15 protein-coding genes are annotated in these 16,618 nt (G+C 68.9%); all 15 read left to right on the top strand.

Going from position 1 to position 16,618, the window contains the following annotated elements; genetic code table 11:
* Window positions 1-109: 109 nt before the first annotated feature.
* The gene (fdh3B, locus tag ASC93_RS01625) at window positions 110-790 is read left to right on the top strand and encodes a formate dehydrogenase FDH3 subunit beta (RefSeq protein ID WP_056435976.1); all 681 of its coding nucleotides are present in this window, start codon (window positions 110-112) and stop codon (window positions 788-790) included.
* Window positions 787-999 carry a hypothetical protein gene (locus ASC93_RS01620; RefSeq protein ID WP_056435973.1) on the top strand — a complete coding sequence of 71 codons (213 nt, stop codon included), beginning with the start codon at window positions 787-789 and terminating at the stop codon, window positions 997-999. The genes fdh3B and ASC93_RS01620 overlap by 4 nt, the downstream gene beginning before the upstream one ends.
* A gap of 12 nt (window positions 1,000-1,011) precedes the next feature.
* Complete coding sequence (locus tag ASC93_RS01615) at window positions 1,012-2,106, top strand: formate dehydrogenase subunit gamma (RefSeq protein WP_056435970.1); 1,095 nt, start codon at window positions 1,012-1,014, stop codon at window positions 2,104-2,106.
* A gap of 10 nt (window positions 2,107-2,116) precedes the next feature.
* Window positions 2,117-2,548 carry a hypothetical protein gene (locus tag ASC93_RS01610; RefSeq protein WP_056435967.1) on the top strand — a complete coding sequence of 144 codons (432 nt, stop codon included), beginning with the start codon at window positions 2,117-2,119 and terminating at the stop codon, window positions 2,546-2,548.
* A gap of 28 nt (window positions 2,549-2,576) precedes the next feature.
* Window positions 2,577-3,020, top strand: a complete 444-nt coding sequence (locus tag ASC93_RS01605) for a hypothetical protein (protein WP_056436860.1) — start codon at window positions 2,577-2,579, stop codon at window positions 3,018-3,020.
* Window positions 3,017-3,457: a DUF3305 domain-containing protein gene (locus ASC93_RS01600; RefSeq protein WP_056435962.1), complete on the top strand. Its 441-nt coding sequence runs from the start codon at window positions 3,017-3,019 to the stop codon at window positions 3,455-3,457. The genes ASC93_RS01605 and ASC93_RS01600 overlap by 4 nt, the downstream gene beginning before the upstream one ends.
* Window positions 3,458-3,464: 7 nt before the next feature.
* Window positions 3,465-4,004 (top strand): DUF3306 domain-containing protein, encoded by a 540-nt coding sequence (locus ASC93_RS01595; protein WP_056435958.1) that lies wholly within the window; start codon window positions 3,465-3,467, stop codon window positions 4,002-4,004.
* Window positions 4,001-5,689: a 4Fe-4S binding protein gene (locus tag ASC93_RS01590; protein WP_056435955.1), complete on the top strand. Its 1,689-nt coding sequence runs from the start codon at window positions 4,001-4,003 to the stop codon at window positions 5,687-5,689. The genes ASC93_RS01595 and ASC93_RS01590 overlap by 4 nt, the downstream gene beginning before the upstream one ends.
* 93 nt (window positions 5,690-5,782) lie before the next feature.
* On the top strand, window positions 5,783-7,453 hold the full coding sequence (locus tag ASC93_RS01585; protein ID WP_056435952.1) for an AMP-binding protein: 1,671 nt from the start codon (window positions 5,783-5,785) through the stop codon (window positions 7,451-7,453).
* Window positions 7,454-7,676: 223 nt separating this feature from the next.
* Window positions 7,677-8,243 (top strand): SET domain-containing protein, encoded by a 567-nt coding sequence (locus ASC93_RS01580; protein WP_056435940.1) that lies wholly within the window; start codon window positions 7,677-7,679, stop codon window positions 8,241-8,243.
* Between the two features lie 173 nt (window positions 8,244-8,416).
* Window positions 8,417-9,604 (top strand): nicotinate phosphoribosyltransferase, encoded by a 1,188-nt coding sequence (gene pncB / locus ASC93_RS01575; RefSeq protein ID WP_056435937.1) that lies wholly within the window; start codon window positions 8,417-8,419, stop codon window positions 9,602-9,604.
* 289 nt (window positions 9,605-9,893) lie between these two features.
* Window positions 9,894-11,786, top strand: coding sequence for a TonB-dependent siderophore receptor (locus ASC93_RS01570; RefSeq protein WP_162251782.1), 1,893 nt, complete (start codon window positions 9,894-9,896; stop codon window positions 11,784-11,786).
* Window positions 11,787-11,807: 21 nt separating this feature from the next.
* The gene (locus ASC93_RS01565; RefSeq protein WP_056435934.1) at window positions 11,808-12,413 is read left to right on the top strand and encodes a YfiR family protein; all 606 of its coding nucleotides are present in this window, start codon (window positions 11,808-11,810) and stop codon (window positions 12,411-12,413) included.
* Complete coding sequence (locus ASC93_RS01560) at window positions 12,410-14,449, top strand: ATP-binding protein (protein ID WP_229412562.1); 2,040 nt, start codon at window positions 12,410-12,412, stop codon at window positions 14,447-14,449. Before ASC93_RS01565 ends, ASC93_RS01560 begins: the two co-directional genes overlap by 4 nt.
* A partial coding sequence (locus ASC93_RS29360) for an EAL domain-containing protein (protein ID WP_082547695.1) occupies window positions 14,446-16,618 on the top strand: 2,173 nt, incomplete at its 3' end. The genes ASC93_RS01560 and ASC93_RS29360, both read left to right, overlap by 4 nt.

Raw genomic sequence — 16,618 nt, 5'->3', positions numbered from 1 at the left:
CGGGAGAGCGCGGGGGCGACGGGAGAGCGCCGGGGCGACGGGAGAGCGCGGGGGCGACGGGAGCGCGCGCGGCGACGTGGGACAGTGCGGGAGCGACGAGGAGAGTGATATGGCAAGAATGAAGTTCATCTGCGACACCGAGCGCTGCATCGACTGCAACGGCTGCGTGACCGCCTGCAAGAACGAGAACGAGACCCCGTGGGGTGTCAACCGGCGCCGCGTCGTCACCATCAACGACGGCGTGCCGGGCGAGCGCTCGATCTCGGTCGCGTGCATGCATTGCAGCGACGCGCCGTGCCTGGCCGTCTGCCCGGTCAACTGCATCTACCACACGGAAGACGGCATCGTCCTGCACGACAAGGACCAGTGCATCGGCTGCGGCTACTGCTATTACGCGTGCCCGTTCGGCGCGCCGCAGTTCCCGTCCACCGGCCTGTTCAACCACCGCGGCAAGATGGACAAGTGCACGTTCTGCGCCGGCGGTCCGGAGCCCGACACGTCCGAGGCCGAATTCAAGAAGTACGGCCGCAACCGCATCGCCGAAGGCAAGCTGCCCGCGTGCGCGGAGATGTGCGGCACGAAGGCGCTGATCGGCGGCGACGCGACCGTCATCGCGGACATTTACCGCCAGCGCGTCGAGACGCGCGGCTACGGCCCGGAGCTGTGGGGCTGGAAGATCGCGTACGGCAAGCCGAAGCGGGGCGGCGACATCAAGGCGACGGGCGACGGCCCGCGCGAGAACCAGAATCTCAAGGATACGCAGAACGACCCGGGGAGGCTGCCGACATGAGACGCCTCCTCGCCTTGTGCCTGCCCTTGCTGCTGCTGACGGGCTGCCTGGAAGTCGACCAGCATCCGGACTGGGTGCACGGCATGTACGCCGGGAAGAAGGACGACCGCCCGATGCACCGGCTCTTCCACGACGACAAGCTGTCGTGGTGGGGCGCGATCGGCAACCGCAACATGAAGCAGAACGAATACAACCGGGCCAACCCGTAACAGGAGCCGACCATGTCCTTCACCCTTCCATCAGCGCGGACGCTGTGGGGCTTGTTCCTCGGGCTGTGGCTGATCGGCGCCGCCCACGCCGCCGTCCCGAACAACCGCGCCGAACCGGCGTACGCCGAGGAACAGACCATCCTGCAGGCCGAGCAGGATACGCGCGCGCCCGAGCCGGGACTGGCGTCGTCGAGCTCCGGGCGCGTGCACATCGACCGCCACTACCTCGGCCAGTACGGCTCCAGGGAAGGCACCGTCATCGTCCAGCGCGGCGGCAACCAGTGGCGCACGTGGCGCAACGGGCCGTTCGCCACGGCGATGGGGACGATCCTCGTCGTCGTGCTGGTCGCGATCTTCCTGTTCTACCGCGCCGTCGGCCCGGCGCGCGTCGAGGCGCCCGAGACGGGCCGGCGCATCCGCCGCTTCACGAGCTGGGAGCGCAGCGTGCACTGGGCCACGGCGATCAGCTTCATCGTCCTGGCCGTGACGGGCCTCGTCATCATGTTCGGCAAGAAGATCCTGCTGCCGCTCGTCGGGCACGACGTGTTCGCCGCCATCGCCTACGTCTTCAAATACCTGCACAACTTCACGGGGCCGCTGTTCATCGTGTGTTCCGTGCTGATGTTCTTCACCTTCCTGCACCGGAACTTCTTCCGCCGCATCGACTGGCGCTGGGTCAGGCAGGGCGGCGGGATCGTGGCGCACACGCACGTGCCGGCGGGGTTCTTCAACGCCGGCGAGAAGGCGTGGTTCTGGCTGGGCGTGACCCTGCTGGGCCTCGTGATGTCGATCAGCGGCCTCGTACTGGACTTCGTCGATTTCGGCCAGACCCGCTACGTGCTGCAGGTGGCGAACTACCTGCACATCGCCGGCGCCACGTTCTACATCGCCGCGGCCATGGGCCACATCTACATCGGCACGTGGGGCACGCCGGGCGCGTACGAGGCGATGCGCCACGGAACCGTCGACGAATCGTGGGCCAAGGCGCACCACGCCGTGTGGTACGAGGAAGTGCAGGCCGGCGTCGCGCCGGGCACGTTCGACGACCGCCTGCCGCCGGACCAGCGCCCGCCCACTGGCAATCCGCCGCCGCGGCCGGCGCACTGAGGGGACAGCGATGAAGCCGACGACGACGATCGTGGCGCTGGCCGTGCTGCTGGCCGCGACGGCCTGCAAGCAGCACGGCGACAACGCCCAGCGCAAGACGAAATTCCCCGGCATGGTGACGGCCGACGGCGGCACCAGCGGCCAGGTGATGGCCGCGCATGCCGGCCCCAAGACGGATGCCGGCTATGCGGGCGGCACGCCGGGCATCGCGGGCGGCAGCGGCGGCAACACGGCTGGCGCGGCGATGGGCGGCGCCGTGCGCGAGACGGGCCAGGGCCCCAGCCAGGGCGTGACCCCGCCCGGCGGCGCCGGCACCCAGGGCACGACGCAGACGCAGCCGGGAGACAACGGCAGGCCGGCCGCGCCGACGCCGGCCGAGGTGGGGCCGCAGCCGGGGGCCGTCAACCGCGATCCCAACCATTCCGCGGCGCCGGGGCGATGACATGGACACGACGAACCGGAAGAACCGGATGAACAGGACCGCCGCCGCGCTGGCGCTCGTTCTCGCCGCCGCCACGGCCCACGCCGCGCTGCCGGCGCCGACGCCCGCGCAGCAGCAGGCCGCCGCCGCCAAGAAGGCAAAGGCGGACGCCCAGGCCGCGCTGGACAAGCAGGCGCTCGCCGCGTCGATGGACGCCGTCGCGGCCCGCTGGCGCACCCGCGCCGCGGCGCAGGGCTGGAAGGCGCATGCGCCGGTCGCGATTGCCGCCGCCGCGCCGGTCGCCGCCCCGGCCGCCCCGGCCGGACAGCCGGACGGCAAGCTGACGCCCGCCGGCGCCGCGGCCCCGATCAAGAGCGAGAAGCTGGGCACGGCGCCGCCCAGCGCCGATGTCAAGGCCGGTCCGACGAAGGCCGAGCCGGCCGGCACGCCGCCGACCGTCCAGAAGGGCACGCCGAAGGTGCACAACCAATGAAGATGGGATCCATGCCGATCGCCGTGCTGATGCAGCGGCGCACCGTCCAGCACCGCTGGGCCGACGAAGCGTGGGAAGCCGTCGGCGTCGTGCCGGACCGCGGCGACCTGCCGCCCCTGCGCGTGCTGAGCGAGTCGCCCGAGCGCGACTACTACCTCGTCTCCGGCCTCGAACTGGAACTCTATCCGGACGAGAACGAGGGCTATTACGAGAACTGCGTCGCGCCCGAATCGAAGGTATTCGTGCTGTGGCGCATGCAGGACGGCCGCGCGATGCCGGTGCGGGCGTCGGTCAGCTACGTCGAGGGCACGCGCATGTTCGACTCGGGCGAGCACGCGGACGGCGTGACGATGCCGGCCGAGGTCTACGCCTGGCTCGCGGGCTACCTGCGCGAGCACTACCAGCCCAGGCCGCGCCGCGGCCGCCAGCACGGATGACGGGACCATGACGGAACGTGCCGTGCCGGACGAAGGCTTCCTGCGCCGCTGGGCGCGCCGCAAGACGGAAGCGCGGGCGGAACCGGCGCCGGTCGCGGCCAGCGGGGCGGCCGCGTTGCCCGCGGCGGCCGGCGTGGCCGCAGCGCCGGCGGCCGATATCGCCTCCGCGCCCGTGCCGCTGCCGACGATGGACGACGTCGCCCGCCTGACCGGCGACTCCGATTTCTCCGCCTTCGTCGCGCGCGGCGTCGACGCGGCCGTGCGCCGCACGGCGCTCAAAAAATTGTTCGCCGACCCGCACTTCAACACGATGGACCGCCTCGACGTCTACATCGACGATTACACGAAGCCGAGCCCCGTGTCCGAGACGATGCTCGCGTCGCTCGAGCATGCGAAGCGGCTGTTCCGGCGCGCCGTCGATGCGGACGATGACGCCGACAATGACGCGGCCGGCGCCGACGATCCCGGCGCCGGGCGCCCGGCCGTGGCGGACCACGCGTCAACACCGATAACACCGACAACACCACCTGAAACCGAGACACGATGAATATCCGCTTGATCGAAGGGCAGGGCGTCCCCCTCGACCCCGTCCAGGACGAACGCGACCGCGTCGCCCGCCGCGCCGCGCTCGATGCGCTGGCCGGCATCCCGTCCCCTGAACCGTTGGACACGGTCGGCTACCGGTCGGCCGGGCGCACGCTCGTCATCGGCACGCGCGCGGACGCGCTGCCGTGGGCGGAGCGCGTTGCGGCCGTGCTGCCCGTGACCGCCGTGCTGCTGGATGAAGACGGCGACAGCGGCGGCGACTGGGCGCCGCGCCTGTTCCCCGTGTTCGCCGCGCGCGCGCTCGTCGTGACGGGCTGGCTCGGCGCGTTCGACGCGACGTGGCAGGCGGGAGCAGGCACGCCGGAACACGCGCGCTTCGACCTCGTGCTCGACCTGGGCGCGACGCCGCGGATCGCGACGCACCAGCGACCGCACGGCTATTACGCGCCGGGCCCGGACGCGGCCGCGCGCCAGGCCGCCGCCGCCGAACTGGCCGACATGGTGGGCGAGTTCGAGAAGCCGAAATACTTCGCCTACAAGGAGCGCCTGTGCGCCCATGGCCGCAACCGCAAGAGCGGCTGCAATGCCTGCATCGAGGTCTGCTCGGCCGGCGCCATCGCCGGCGCGGGCGACCTGGTCGCCGTGAACCCCTACCTGTGCGCCGGCTGCGGCGCGTGCACGACCGTCTGCCCGACCGGGGCGCTGGGCTATGCCTACCCGAGCGCGGCGCACACGGGCATGCGCATCAAGGCGCTGCTCGCCGCCTTCGCGCAGGCGGGCGGGCGCGACCCGGTGCTGCTCGTGCACGGTGCGGAGGGCGCGGCGCTGCTCGCGCAATGCGATGCGGTGCCGGGGCGCGTGCTGCCGCTGGGCGTGCATCACACGGCGTCGACGGGCATCGATCTGTGGCTCGCGGCGCTGGCCTGGGGCGCGGCCGGCGTCACCGTCTTGACGACGGATGCCGAGGCGCCGCAGTACGCGGCGGCGCTCGACGAGCAGGCGGCCGTCGCGCAGGCGATCATGACGGGCCTCGGCTATGCGGGATCGCACCTGCAGCTGCTGCGCGTGACCGGTGCGGACGAACTGGCGCTCGCCTTGCGGCAAGCGCCGCGCGGCGAGGTGCCGGCGCGGCGTGCCGGCTTCAACGTCGCGGCGGACAAGCGCAACACGCTCGACTACGCGCTCGAGCACCTGCTGCGCGAGGCGCCGCGGCCGGCCGACGAGATCGCGCTGGCCGCCGGCAGTCCGTTCGGCGCGCTGGATGTCGACGCGTCCAAATGCAGCCTGTGCATGGCGTGCGTGGGCGCGTGTCCGGCGTCCGCCCTGCAGGACGGGCAGAACGCGCCGCAGCTGCGCTTCATCGAAAAGAACTGCGTGCAGTGCGGGCTCTGTGCCACGACGTGTCCGGAAGACGCGATCCGGCTCGTGCCGCGGCTGTCGCTGCGCGAGTCGCGCAAGCAGCCCGTCGTGCTGAACGAAACGCAGCCGTTCCACTGCATCCGCTGCCAGAAGCCGTTCGGCACGGTGCGCATGGTCGAGAGCATGCTGGCGCGCCTGGCGGGCCACCCGGCCTTCGCGGGCCACCTCGACCGCATGCGCATGTGCGGCGACTGCCGCGTGATCGACATGATGACGCCCAGCGACGAGCAGACCATCGACCAGGCGCACGAGCTGCGCCGGCGCTGACGGCGGGTCGTCCCTTTGCGGCTCGGGCGTGGCAGAATGGGCGCGGGTGCTCACGAGGCGCCCGTGCCGCAACCACGACAAAGGAGACGACCGATGGCATCCCCGTACGAGCGCTTCATCCGCGCGCGCGACTTCCTGCAACGGCATCGCACCGATTACGCGACGGCCTACCGCGATTACCGCCAGCCCGAGCTCGACGAATTCAACTGGGCGCTCGACTATTTCGACGCGCAGGCCAGGGACAACGCCACGCCCGCGCTGTGGGTCGTGGACGAAGACGGCAGCGAGCGCAAGATCGGCTACGCCGAGATGGCGGCGCGCTCCAGCCAGGTCGCGAACTGGCTGCGCGCCTGCGGCGTGCGGCGCGGCGACCGCGTGCTCCTGATGCTGCCGAACCGTGTCGAGCTGTGGGAGATCATGCTGGCGGGGATCAAGCTCGGGGCCGTGCTCGTGCCCACGACGATGCTCGTGTCCAGCACCGATCTGCAGGACCGCCTGCAGCGGGGCCGCGTGCGCCACGTGATCGCCCAGGCGTCGGAAACGCACAAGTTCGCGGACCTGCCCGGCGATTACACGCGCATCGGCGTCGGCCCCGGCGCGGGCGTCGCCGGCTGGCGCGACTATGCGGACAGCGCGGCGGCCCCCGCGGCGTTCGCGCCGGACGGCGTCACGCGCGCCACCGATCCGCTGCTGCTGTACTTCACGTCCGGCACGACGGCGAAACCCAAGCTGGTGCTGCACAGCCAGCAGAGTTATCCGGTGGGCCATCTGTCGACGATGTACTGGATCGGCCTGCGTCCCGGCGACGTCCACTGGAACATCAGCTCGCCCGGCTGGGCGAAGCACGCGTGGAGCTGCTTCTTCGCGCCGTGGAACGCGGGCGCCACCGTGTTCGTCTACAACTACGAGCGGTTTTCCGCGCGCGCCTGCCTGGACACGATCGTGCGCTGCGGCGTGACGTCGCTGTGCGCGCCGCCGACCGTGTGGCGCATGATGATCAAGGAAGACCTCGCGCAATGGCGGCCGCCGCTGCGCGAACTGGTCGGGGCGGGCGAGCCGCTGAATCCGGAAGTCATCGAGCAGGTCGAGCGCGCGTGGGGTATCCGCATCCGCGACGGCTTCGGCCAGTCCGAGACCACGTGCCAGATCGGCAATCCGCCGGGCCAGCCCGTCAAGCCGGGATCGATGGGCCGGCCGCTGCCCGGCTACCGCGTCGCGCTGCTCGACATCGACGATGAGCCGGCCGCGGAAGGCGAGATCGCGCTGGACCTCGACCCGGCCCCGCTGGGCCTGATGCTGTGCTACGAGAACGACGAGGCGAAAACGCGCGACGTGATGCGCGGCGGGCGCTATCACACGGGCGACACGGCGCGCGTGGACGAGGACGGCTATTACTTTTACGTGGGCCGCAACGACGACGTGTTCAAGTCGTCCGACTACCGCATCAGCCCGTTCGAGCTGGAGAGCGTGCTGATCGAGCACCCGGACGTGCTGGAAGCCGCCATCGTCCCGAGCCCGGACCCGGTGCGGCTGGCCGTGCCGAAAGCGTTCATCGCGCTGCGTCCGGGCGTGGAACCGACGCCCGAACTGGCCGCCGCCATCTTCGCCTTCGCGCGCGACCGGCTGGCGCCGTACCAGCGCATCCGCCGCATCGCGTTCACGGAACTCCCGAAGACCATCTCCGGCAAGATCCGCCGCGTCGAGCTGCGCAAGGCCGAGGCGCGCGGCGACCACGCCGCCACCGAGTTCCGCGAGGAGCATTGAGCCCGGGGGGCTCAATGCGAGCCCGCGGCGCTCAATGCGAGCCCGCGGGGCTCAATGCGAGCCCGCGGGCCTCAATGCGAGCCCGCGGCGCTCAATGCGAGCCCGCGACCGGCCCGGCGGCGCCGACACGGACCCGACAACACGGTAAGATGGTGGCGTGCGGCAGCCCTGCCGCGATCCGATCAATAATAAGTCCGTGTCCCCCAACCGAAACGCCGAGCCAATGAGCACCTCCGTCCGACCGTCCCCCTCGAAGCAGACCACAAGCAAGGCGGCCGACAAGGCCGTGCAGCCCGGCAAGACGAAGCCGGCCCGGCCGGCCATCTGCGAGGTCCGAAAATCGCCCGTGCACGGCAACGGCGTGTTCGCGCTGCGTCCGATCGGCGCCGGCGAGCGCATCATCGAGTACCGCGGCGAACGCATCACGTGGGACGAAGCGACCCGCCGCGCCGCCGAACGGGGCGGCCCGGTCAATCACACGTTCTATTTCAGCCTCGCCGACGGCAACGTGATCGACGGCGGCCGGCGCGGCAACGACGCCCGCTGGATCAACCACGCCTGCGATCCCAACTGCGAAGCCTACGAAGAAGACGGCCGCGTGTACATCCACGCGCTGCACGACATCGCCGCGGGCGAGGAACTGAACTACAACTATGCGCTGGTCTACGACGAGCGCCATACGCCGGCGCTGAAACGCCTGTTCGCCTGCCGCTGCGGCACGCCGGCCTGCACGGGCACGATGCTGGCGCCGAAGAAGCGCAGCCGCAAGGCCGCCGGCGCCACGACCTGAGGCAACCGCCGCAACCCTACGGACGAACCCGACACCACCGACAACACCGATAACATCGACGCCGCCGATGCCGCCGCCGACTCGGACGCCGACGCCGACGCCGCCACCGAATACCGAATACCGAATACCGACAATACCAACGACACCGACAATCGCGACCCGCCGAACCGCCCATGAAACCAGTCGTCCAAAGCCTGCTCGAAACCGATCTCTATAAATTCACCATGTGGCAGGCCCTGCTGCACATGCACCCGAACGCCACCGGCGAATACGAGTTCAAGTGCCGCAATACCCCGGCCTATCCGCTGGCCGAACTGAAAGAGGACGTCGAACGCGAGTTGGACCATCTGTGCACGCTGATGTTCAGCGAGGACGACATCGAATACATGAGGTCCCTGCGGTTCATCAAAAGCGACTTCGCCGACTTCCTCACGCTGTTCCGTTTCCAGCGCAAATTCATCCACGTCGAAACGGACGGTCCGCACCTGCGCATCCGCGCGAGCGGACCGATCGTGCACGTGATGGGCTTCGAAATTTTCGTGCTGTACATCGTCAACGAACTGTATTTCCGCCGCTTCGACCGGCAGGCCGCGCTGGTCGTGGCGCGCGAGCGGCTCGCGCAGAAAATCGCCGAGTTCCGCACCTTCGAGCAGGAACCGAAGCGCGCCAATCCGTTCGAGTTCTTCGATTTCGGCGTGCGCCGCCGCTTCTCGGGCGACTGGCATGAGGAAGTCGTCGCCACGCTGGCGCGCGAGCTGCCGCAATTCTTCAAGGGCACGTCGAACGTCTACCTCGCGAAGAAGTTCAACCTGGTGCCGATCGGCACGATGGCGCATGAATACATGCAGGCGTTCCAGTCCTTCGACGTGCGCCTGCGCGATTTCCAGAAAAAGGCGCTGGAAGACTGGGTGCAGGAATACCGCGGCGACCTGGGCACGGCGCTGACGGACGTCGTCGGCATGGACGCCTTCCTGCGCGACTTCGACCTGTATTTCGCCAAGCTGTTCGATGGCCTGCGCCACGATTCCGGCGATCCGGTCGAGTGGGGCGAAAAAGCCATCGTCCACTACGCCAAGCTGCGCATCGACGCCCGCACCAAGCGGCTCGTGTTCTCGGACGCGCTCACCGTGCCGAAGGCGCTCAGCCTGTACCGCCACTTCGCCGACCGCGTCATGACGGGCTTCGGCATCGGCACCAAGCTGACCAACGACACGCAATTCGAGCCGCTGAACATCGTCATGAAGCTCACGCGCTGCAACGGCCAGCCCGTGGCCAAGCTGTCCGACAGCCCCGGCAAGGGGTTCAGCACGGACGAGACCTTCATCGCCTACCTGCGCCAGGTGTTCGACCAGCGCATCTGAACGGTTTCCGCCGGCTGCCGGCGCTCACGTTGTCGCATCGCTGCCACGGCCTCTCTGTCGGTCGTTTCGCGACAAAGAATCGCGTGCATTTTTATTGCATCCGGTCTACTATTGTTTTGACATTGCTCACAGTTTTAACAATTTATCAGGGCATCGCGCGGCCCTGACAGCCACATATACCTGGAGCGCTCGTTTGAAGATGTTCTGGCAACTACATGCATGGCGGGCGGGGTGGTCGCGCGCCAACGCAACACGGCCCGGCGCATGCGTTTCCGGGCTGACCGGCCTGTTGTTGGCAATAGCCGCGCTGCCGTGCCGTGCGTTACCGCAAGGCGCCCAGCTGCTGGACCTCAGTTTCGACCAGCTGGCCGACATCCGCATCACCTCCGTGTCCAAGAACAGCGAGCGCCTGGCGGAGGCGGCCGCCTCCGTGTTCGTGATCACCAGCGACGACCTGCGCCGCAGCGGTGTCGCCAGCCTGCCGGAAGCGTTGCGCCTGGCGCCGAACCTGCAGGTGGTCGAAGCCAGCGCCTATGGCTACACGATCAGCGCGCGCGGTTTCAACAGCAGCGCGGCCAACAAATTGCTGGTGCTGATCGATGGCAGGTCCGTATATACGCCGCTGTTCTCGGGCGTGTTCTGGGACGCGCAGGATGTGATGCTGGAAGATGTCGAGCGCATCGAAGTGATCAGCGGGCCGGGCGGGACGCTGTGGGGAACGAATGCGGTCAACGGCGTCATCAACATCATCACCCGTGCTTCCGGGGACACACAGGGCGGCGTCGCCGTCGCCGGCGCCGGCAACCGCCGGTCCGATGCCGCCGTGCGTTACGGCACGAGGCTGGACAACGGGCTGACTTACCGGATCTACGCGAAATACGCCGACCTCAAGCACACGTCGCTGGCGACGGGCGGCCCCATCGACGACGCCGCCTACCATGCGCAGGCAGGATTCCGGGCCGACTGGCGGCGGGGCGCCGACCAGTTCACCGTGCAAGGCGACGCCTACCACGGCACCGAGAACCAGCCCCTGCCGGGCATGATCGCGATCTCCGGCATCCAGTTCGCGCTGGGTCCGATCACGCTGGCCGGCGCCAATCTCAATGCCCGCTGGGAGCGCCAGCTGGACGGCGGCGGTCACCTCGGCCTGCATGTGGTCGAGGACCACACCGAACGCACCGTGCCGCCGACCTTCGGCGAGGTGCTCGATATCGTCGATGTCCAGTTCCAGCACAACCTGGCGCCGATCGGCATGCATGCGCTGGTGTGGGGCGCGGGGTATCGTTACAGCATCGATCGGGTCCGCAACAGCCGGTACGTCGCCTTCCTGCCGGCGGACCTGAACCAGAACTGGGTCAGCCTGTTCGCCCAGGACGAGCTGGCGCTGCGTTCCGACCTGCGCCTGACCGTCGGCACCCGCCTCGAACGCAACGGCTACACCGGCATGGAAGTGCTGCCCAACGCCCGGCTGGCCTGGACGCCGGCGCCCGGTCACGCATTCTGGGGCGCGCTGTCGCGCACCGTGCGCGCGCCGTCGCGCTTCGATCGCGACATCTACGTGCCGGGCGCGCCGCCGTTCCTGCTCGACGGCGGATCGACCGTGAAGTCCGAGTCGGCCCAGGTCGCGGAACTCGGCTATCGCGGCCAGCCCACCGCGACGCTGTCGTATTCGGTCACGGCCTTCCATGCCCGCTACGACGACCTGCGCACGCAGGAAGTCGCGGCCAGCCGCACCTATGTTTATTACGCCAACAAGATGGAGGGGAGCACCAACGGCATCGAGATGTGGGGCACCTGGCAGGCCATGCCGCACCTGCGCCTGAACGCGGGGATGAACGCGCTGCACGAGGGACTCCGATTGAAACCCGGCAGCAACGACGCCGGGTCCCCCGCGACGGCCGGCCTGGACCCCGCGCACAAATGGCTGCTGCGCTCGTCGCTGGACCTGGACGGGCAGAGCTCGCTCGATTGCACGCTGAGCCGCGTGGCCGCGCTGTCCAACCCGGAGGTGCCGGCCTACACCAGCGTGGACGTGCGTTATGGCTGGCGGCCGCGGCCGGACTGGGAATTGTCGATCGCCGCGCAGCACCTGAACGGGGGGGGACATGCGGAATTTACCGCGGCGGCGACGCGCAGCGACTTCGGCCGCGGCGTCTACGCCAAAGCCGTCCACCGCTTTTGAGCCGTCCGGGCCAAGACGACGATGCTGATTTCCTGGCTAGAGCGTAAGGGCCGCCATCCCGCCGGCTTGCGGTGCTGGCTGGCGGGGCTGGCGTGTCTCCTCGCCCTCGCGGCCGGCGCCGCGCGCGCCGACACTCCGGCGAACGGGCGCAGCGACCAGATGCTGCGCCAGATCGAGGCCGCCTATCTGTACAAGTTTGCCAGCTACGTCGAATGGCCGCCCGAGGCGTTTGCCGGACCGGACAGCAACTTCACGATCGGCCTGGCCGGCGCGGACGCCTTGGCCGACGACCTCGAGGCGAGCCTGGCCGGGCGCACCGTGAACGGGCGTAAAGTGGTCGTGCGCCGGCTGCGGCGCGGCGACCCGGCGGCCGACGTGCAGATGCTGGTCGTCGGCGATCTCGACGCCCGCTGGGCGCGCGAGCTGTATGCGGCCACCAAGGACCGGCCGGTGCTGACCATCGCCGAACCGGGCGCGGGCGGCGGCTTCGGCAGCATGATCAGCTTCGCCGTCGTCGACGACCGCCTGCGCTTCGAAGTCGCGCTCAGTCCGATCAAGCCGAGCCGCCTGAAGGTCAGCGCGCTGATGCTCAGTGCGGCATATAAAGTGGAGAAGGGGATTCCATGATGCGGCGCTCGCACTCCATCCGGAACAAGTTGTTCATCATCGTGCTGTCGACCACGCTGGTGGCGCTCGCCATCGCGCTGGTCGGCAACGTGGCCGGCGACGTCTGGACCTTCCACCGCGGGCTGGTGGCCGAGATGACGACCCAGTCGACGCTGCTCGGGCGCATGACCGCGCCGGCGCTGGCGTTCGACGACCCGAAACTGGCGACCAACAACCTGCACTTGTTCGACGCCTGGCCGAACATCGAGGCCGCGGCGATCTACGACGACCAGGGCAAGCTGTTCGCGTCGTACGTGCGTCCCGGCCTCGTCAAGGACTTCCCCGTCCAGCCGGAGGTGGACGGCGCACGGATCGACGGTGCGCGCCTGAACGTGTTCCGCCGGATCGCCGGCGAGAACGGCACCCTCGGCACCGTGTACCTGCGCGCCACCTACGATCCGACGAGGACGATCCTCGTCGACGTCGGCATCGCCGTGGCCGTCTGGCTGGTCGCGATGGCGATCGCGCTGCTGATGGTCGTGCGCATGGAGGCGCTCGTGAGCCGTCCGATCTCGGCGGTCGCGGAGACGGCGCGCGACGTGGTGGCGCAGCGCGACTATTCGCGCCGTGTCGAAGCCAGCAGCGGCGACGAAGTCGGCATGATGGTGGGCGCGTTCAACGACATGCTCGGCGAGATGGAACGGCGCACCGGCGAACTGGAGTCGTCGAACCTGGCGATCATGCGCGAGGTCGAACAGCGCGAGCGCGCCCAGCGGGAGGTCATGCGCCTGAACGTCGACCTCGAGCAGCGCGTGGCGGAGCGCACGTCGGAGCTGGCGCTGGCCAAGGCGGCGGCGGAAGAGGCGAACCAGGCAAAGTCATCGTTCCTGTCGAGCATGAGCCACGAATTGCGCACGCCGCTCAACGCCATCCTCGGCTTCACGCAACTGCTCGCCAACGACGCCCAGCCGAACAATGTCGAGCGCAAGAAGGAATTCACGGGCTACATCCTGAAGGCGGGCCGACACCTGCTGACCCTCATTAACGAGGTGCTCGACCTGGCCAAAGTCGAGTCCGGCGCCGTCACGCTGTCGCTCGAGGCGGTCGCCCTCGACGAGATCGTGCAGGAATGCCGGGCCATGCTCGAACCGCTGGGCGAGCAGCGCGGGTTGCGCATGACGTTCCCCGCCGCGCCTGGCATCACCGTGCTGGCCGACCGGACGCGCCTGAAGCAGATCCTGTTGAACCTGCTGTCGAACGCGATCAAATACAACCGGGCCGGCGGCGTCGTGGCGCTCGACTGCGTGCAGGACGCGGCGGGGCGGGTGCGCATTGCCGTGCGCGATTCCGGGCCCGGCCTGAGCGCGGCGCAGATGAAGGAGCTGTTCCAGCCCTTCAATCGCCTGGGACAGGAAGCGGGCGCCGAGGAGGGAACCGGTATCGGCCTGGTCGTCACGAAGCGGCTGGTCGAGCTGATGAACGGCGGCATCGGCGTGACGAGCACGGTGGGGATCGGCAGCGTGTTCTGGATCGAGCTCGACAGCGTGGCCCCGGCCTTGCCTGGCACCGGCACCGGCGACGGTGCCGGCGCGGCGTTGCCCACTGTGGCGGCGGTGCCGGCACCGCGCGGCGCCGGCAACGATTACACGTTATTGTACGTGGAAGACAATCCCGCCAACCTGAAGCTGGTCGAATCGATCATCGCCCTGACTCCCGACCTGCGCCTGCTGTCGGCGCCGGATGCCCACCTCGGCATTGCGCTGGCGCGCACCCATGCGCCCGACCTGATCCTGATGGACGTCCACCTGCCCGGCATGAGCGGCATCGACGCGCTCAAGGTCCTGCGTGCCGATCCTTCGACGGCGGGCATCCCGGTGATCGCCGTCAGCGCCAGCGCGATGTCGCATGACATCGCGCTCGCCATGAGCAACGGTTTTTTCCGATATGTAGCCAAACCGATCGATATCGCAGAATTTTCCGCCGCGATCGACAGTGCGCTGGAGGCCAACGGCGCCGTTCGCGGTCAAGCCACAGCGGACCGAAAAGAGGTGCCATGATTTCCTTATCCGACATTCACCGGGCCCGCATCCTGATCGTCGACGACCAGGAAGCGAACGTCAAGCTGCTCGGCTACATGCTCGAAGACGCCGGCTACACCTGCGTCACGCTCGTGACCGACGCGCGCACCGTGCTCGACCTGCATCGCGCCAACCGCTACGACATCATCGTGCTCGACCTGAACATGCCGCACATGAACGGGTTCCAGATCCTCGAAGGCCTGCGGCCGCTGGAAAGCGAGGGCTATCTGCCGGTGCTGGTGGTCACCGCCGAGCCCGCGCACAAGCTGCGCGCGCTGGAAGCGGGGGCCAAGGATTTCGTCAGCAAGCCGTTCGACCAGGTCGAGGTGCTCACGCGCATCCGCAATATGCTCGAGGTGCGGCTGCTGTACACCGAGACGCGCGAATACGGCCTGCGCCTGGCCCGCTTCGACACCGTGACCGGCCTGCCGAACCGCATGCTGCTGCACGCCTCGCTCGACCAGGCGCTCGCGCAGGCGCAGTGCGCGGGCGAGGCGGTCGCCGTGATGGCGATCGACCTGGACCGCTTCAAATACGTCAACGATACGCTCGGCCACGTCGGCGGTGACGAGTTGCTGTGCCAGTTCGCGCAGCGCCTGAGCGACTGCGTACCCGTGCGCACCGCCCTGGGCCGCGTCGGCGGGAACCAGTTCGAGCTGGTACTGACGGGACAGCAGTTGCAGCATGAGGTGCTGCAGATCGACAATCGCATCAGGACGGCGCTGCAGCGGCCCTTCGCCCTCGAGACGCAGCACTTCACGATGACGGCCAGCATCGGCGTCGCGCTCTATCCGGCCGATGCCACCGACGCGGCGACCCTGCTCAAGTATGCCGATATCGCCCTGCACCAGGCGAGGGCCGAGGAGCGGGGACGATGCCACTTCTTCACGGATGAAATGAATGCCCAGGCGCGGCACCGGCTGACGCTCGAGAACGCATTGCACGAGGCGATCGGCAACCGGGAGTTCGTCCTCCACTACCAGCCCAAGGCCGAGATCAACACCGGCCGCATCACGGGCGCGGAGGCCCTGCTGCGCTGGAACCGCCCGGGGCAGGGCCTGATATCGCCGGGGGAATTCATTCCCGTGCTCGAGGAGACCGGCCTGATCGTCGACGTCGGCAACTGGGTGATCGACGCCGCATGCCGCCAGATCGCCGCGTGGGCCGGCATCATGTCGGCGCCGATGCATATCGCCGTCAACGTCTCGGGCCGCCAGTTCGCGGGCGGCGGCCTGGAGAAGGCCGTGCTGGATGCGATCGACGCGCATGGCATCGACGCCGGCATGCTGGAGCTCGAAGTGACCGAAAGCGCGCTGGTGGACAACGTGGAATGCGCGATCGCCACCCTGCACCGCCTGCGGGCGCGGGGCGTGCGCGTGTCGATCGACGACTTCGGCACCGGCTACTCCAGCCTGGCCTACCTGAAACGGCTGCCGCTCGATACGCTGAAAATCGATATCACCTTCATCCGCGACGTCACGACCAATCCCGACGACGCCGCCATCACCGAAGCGATCATCGGGATGGCGCACAGCCTGAAGCTCGACGTCATCGCCGAGGGCGTGGAAACCGTGGCCCAGCTGTCCCTGCTCAGGCGCTATCGCTGCGATCAGATCCAGGGCTTCTACTTCAGCCGGCCGCTGCCGGCGCCGCAGTTCGAGGCGATGCTGCGCCAGGGCGCCGGCCTGGCGCTGCCGCCGGACCTGGTGGCCGCGGTGCCGCGGCGCACCCTGCTCATCATCGACGACGAGTCGAGCGTGCTCGCCGCGCTCAACCGCCTGCTGCGCCGCGACGGCTATCACATCCTGACGGCGTCGGGCGCGGCCCAGGGGTTCGAGCTGCTGGCGCTGCATCCCGTGCACGTGATCCTGTGCGACCAGCGCATGCAGGGGACCAGCGGCACCGAATTCCTGGGCAAGGTGAAGGAGATGTATCCCGACACGTTCCGGATCGTGCTGTCGGGCTACACCGACCTCGACACGATCATGGAGGCGATCAATCTCGGGGCGCTGTATCGCTTCTTTACCAAGCCATGGGACAACGAGGTGCTGCGCGAAAGCATACGCGCCGCGTTCCGGCACTACTGGCAATTGCATGGCATGGTGCCGGACGACGCAGCGGCGATCCCGGCCCCCGAACTCGCGGGCC

The sequence above is a fragment of the Massilia sp. Root335 genome (assembly GCF_001425685.1).
Lineage (GTDB): Bacteria > Pseudomonadota > Gammaproteobacteria > Burkholderiales > Burkholderiaceae_D > Telluria > Telluria luteola.
Note: the sequence above shows the minus strand (reverse complement) of the source record. Positions and strands in the feature narration are given on the sequence as shown.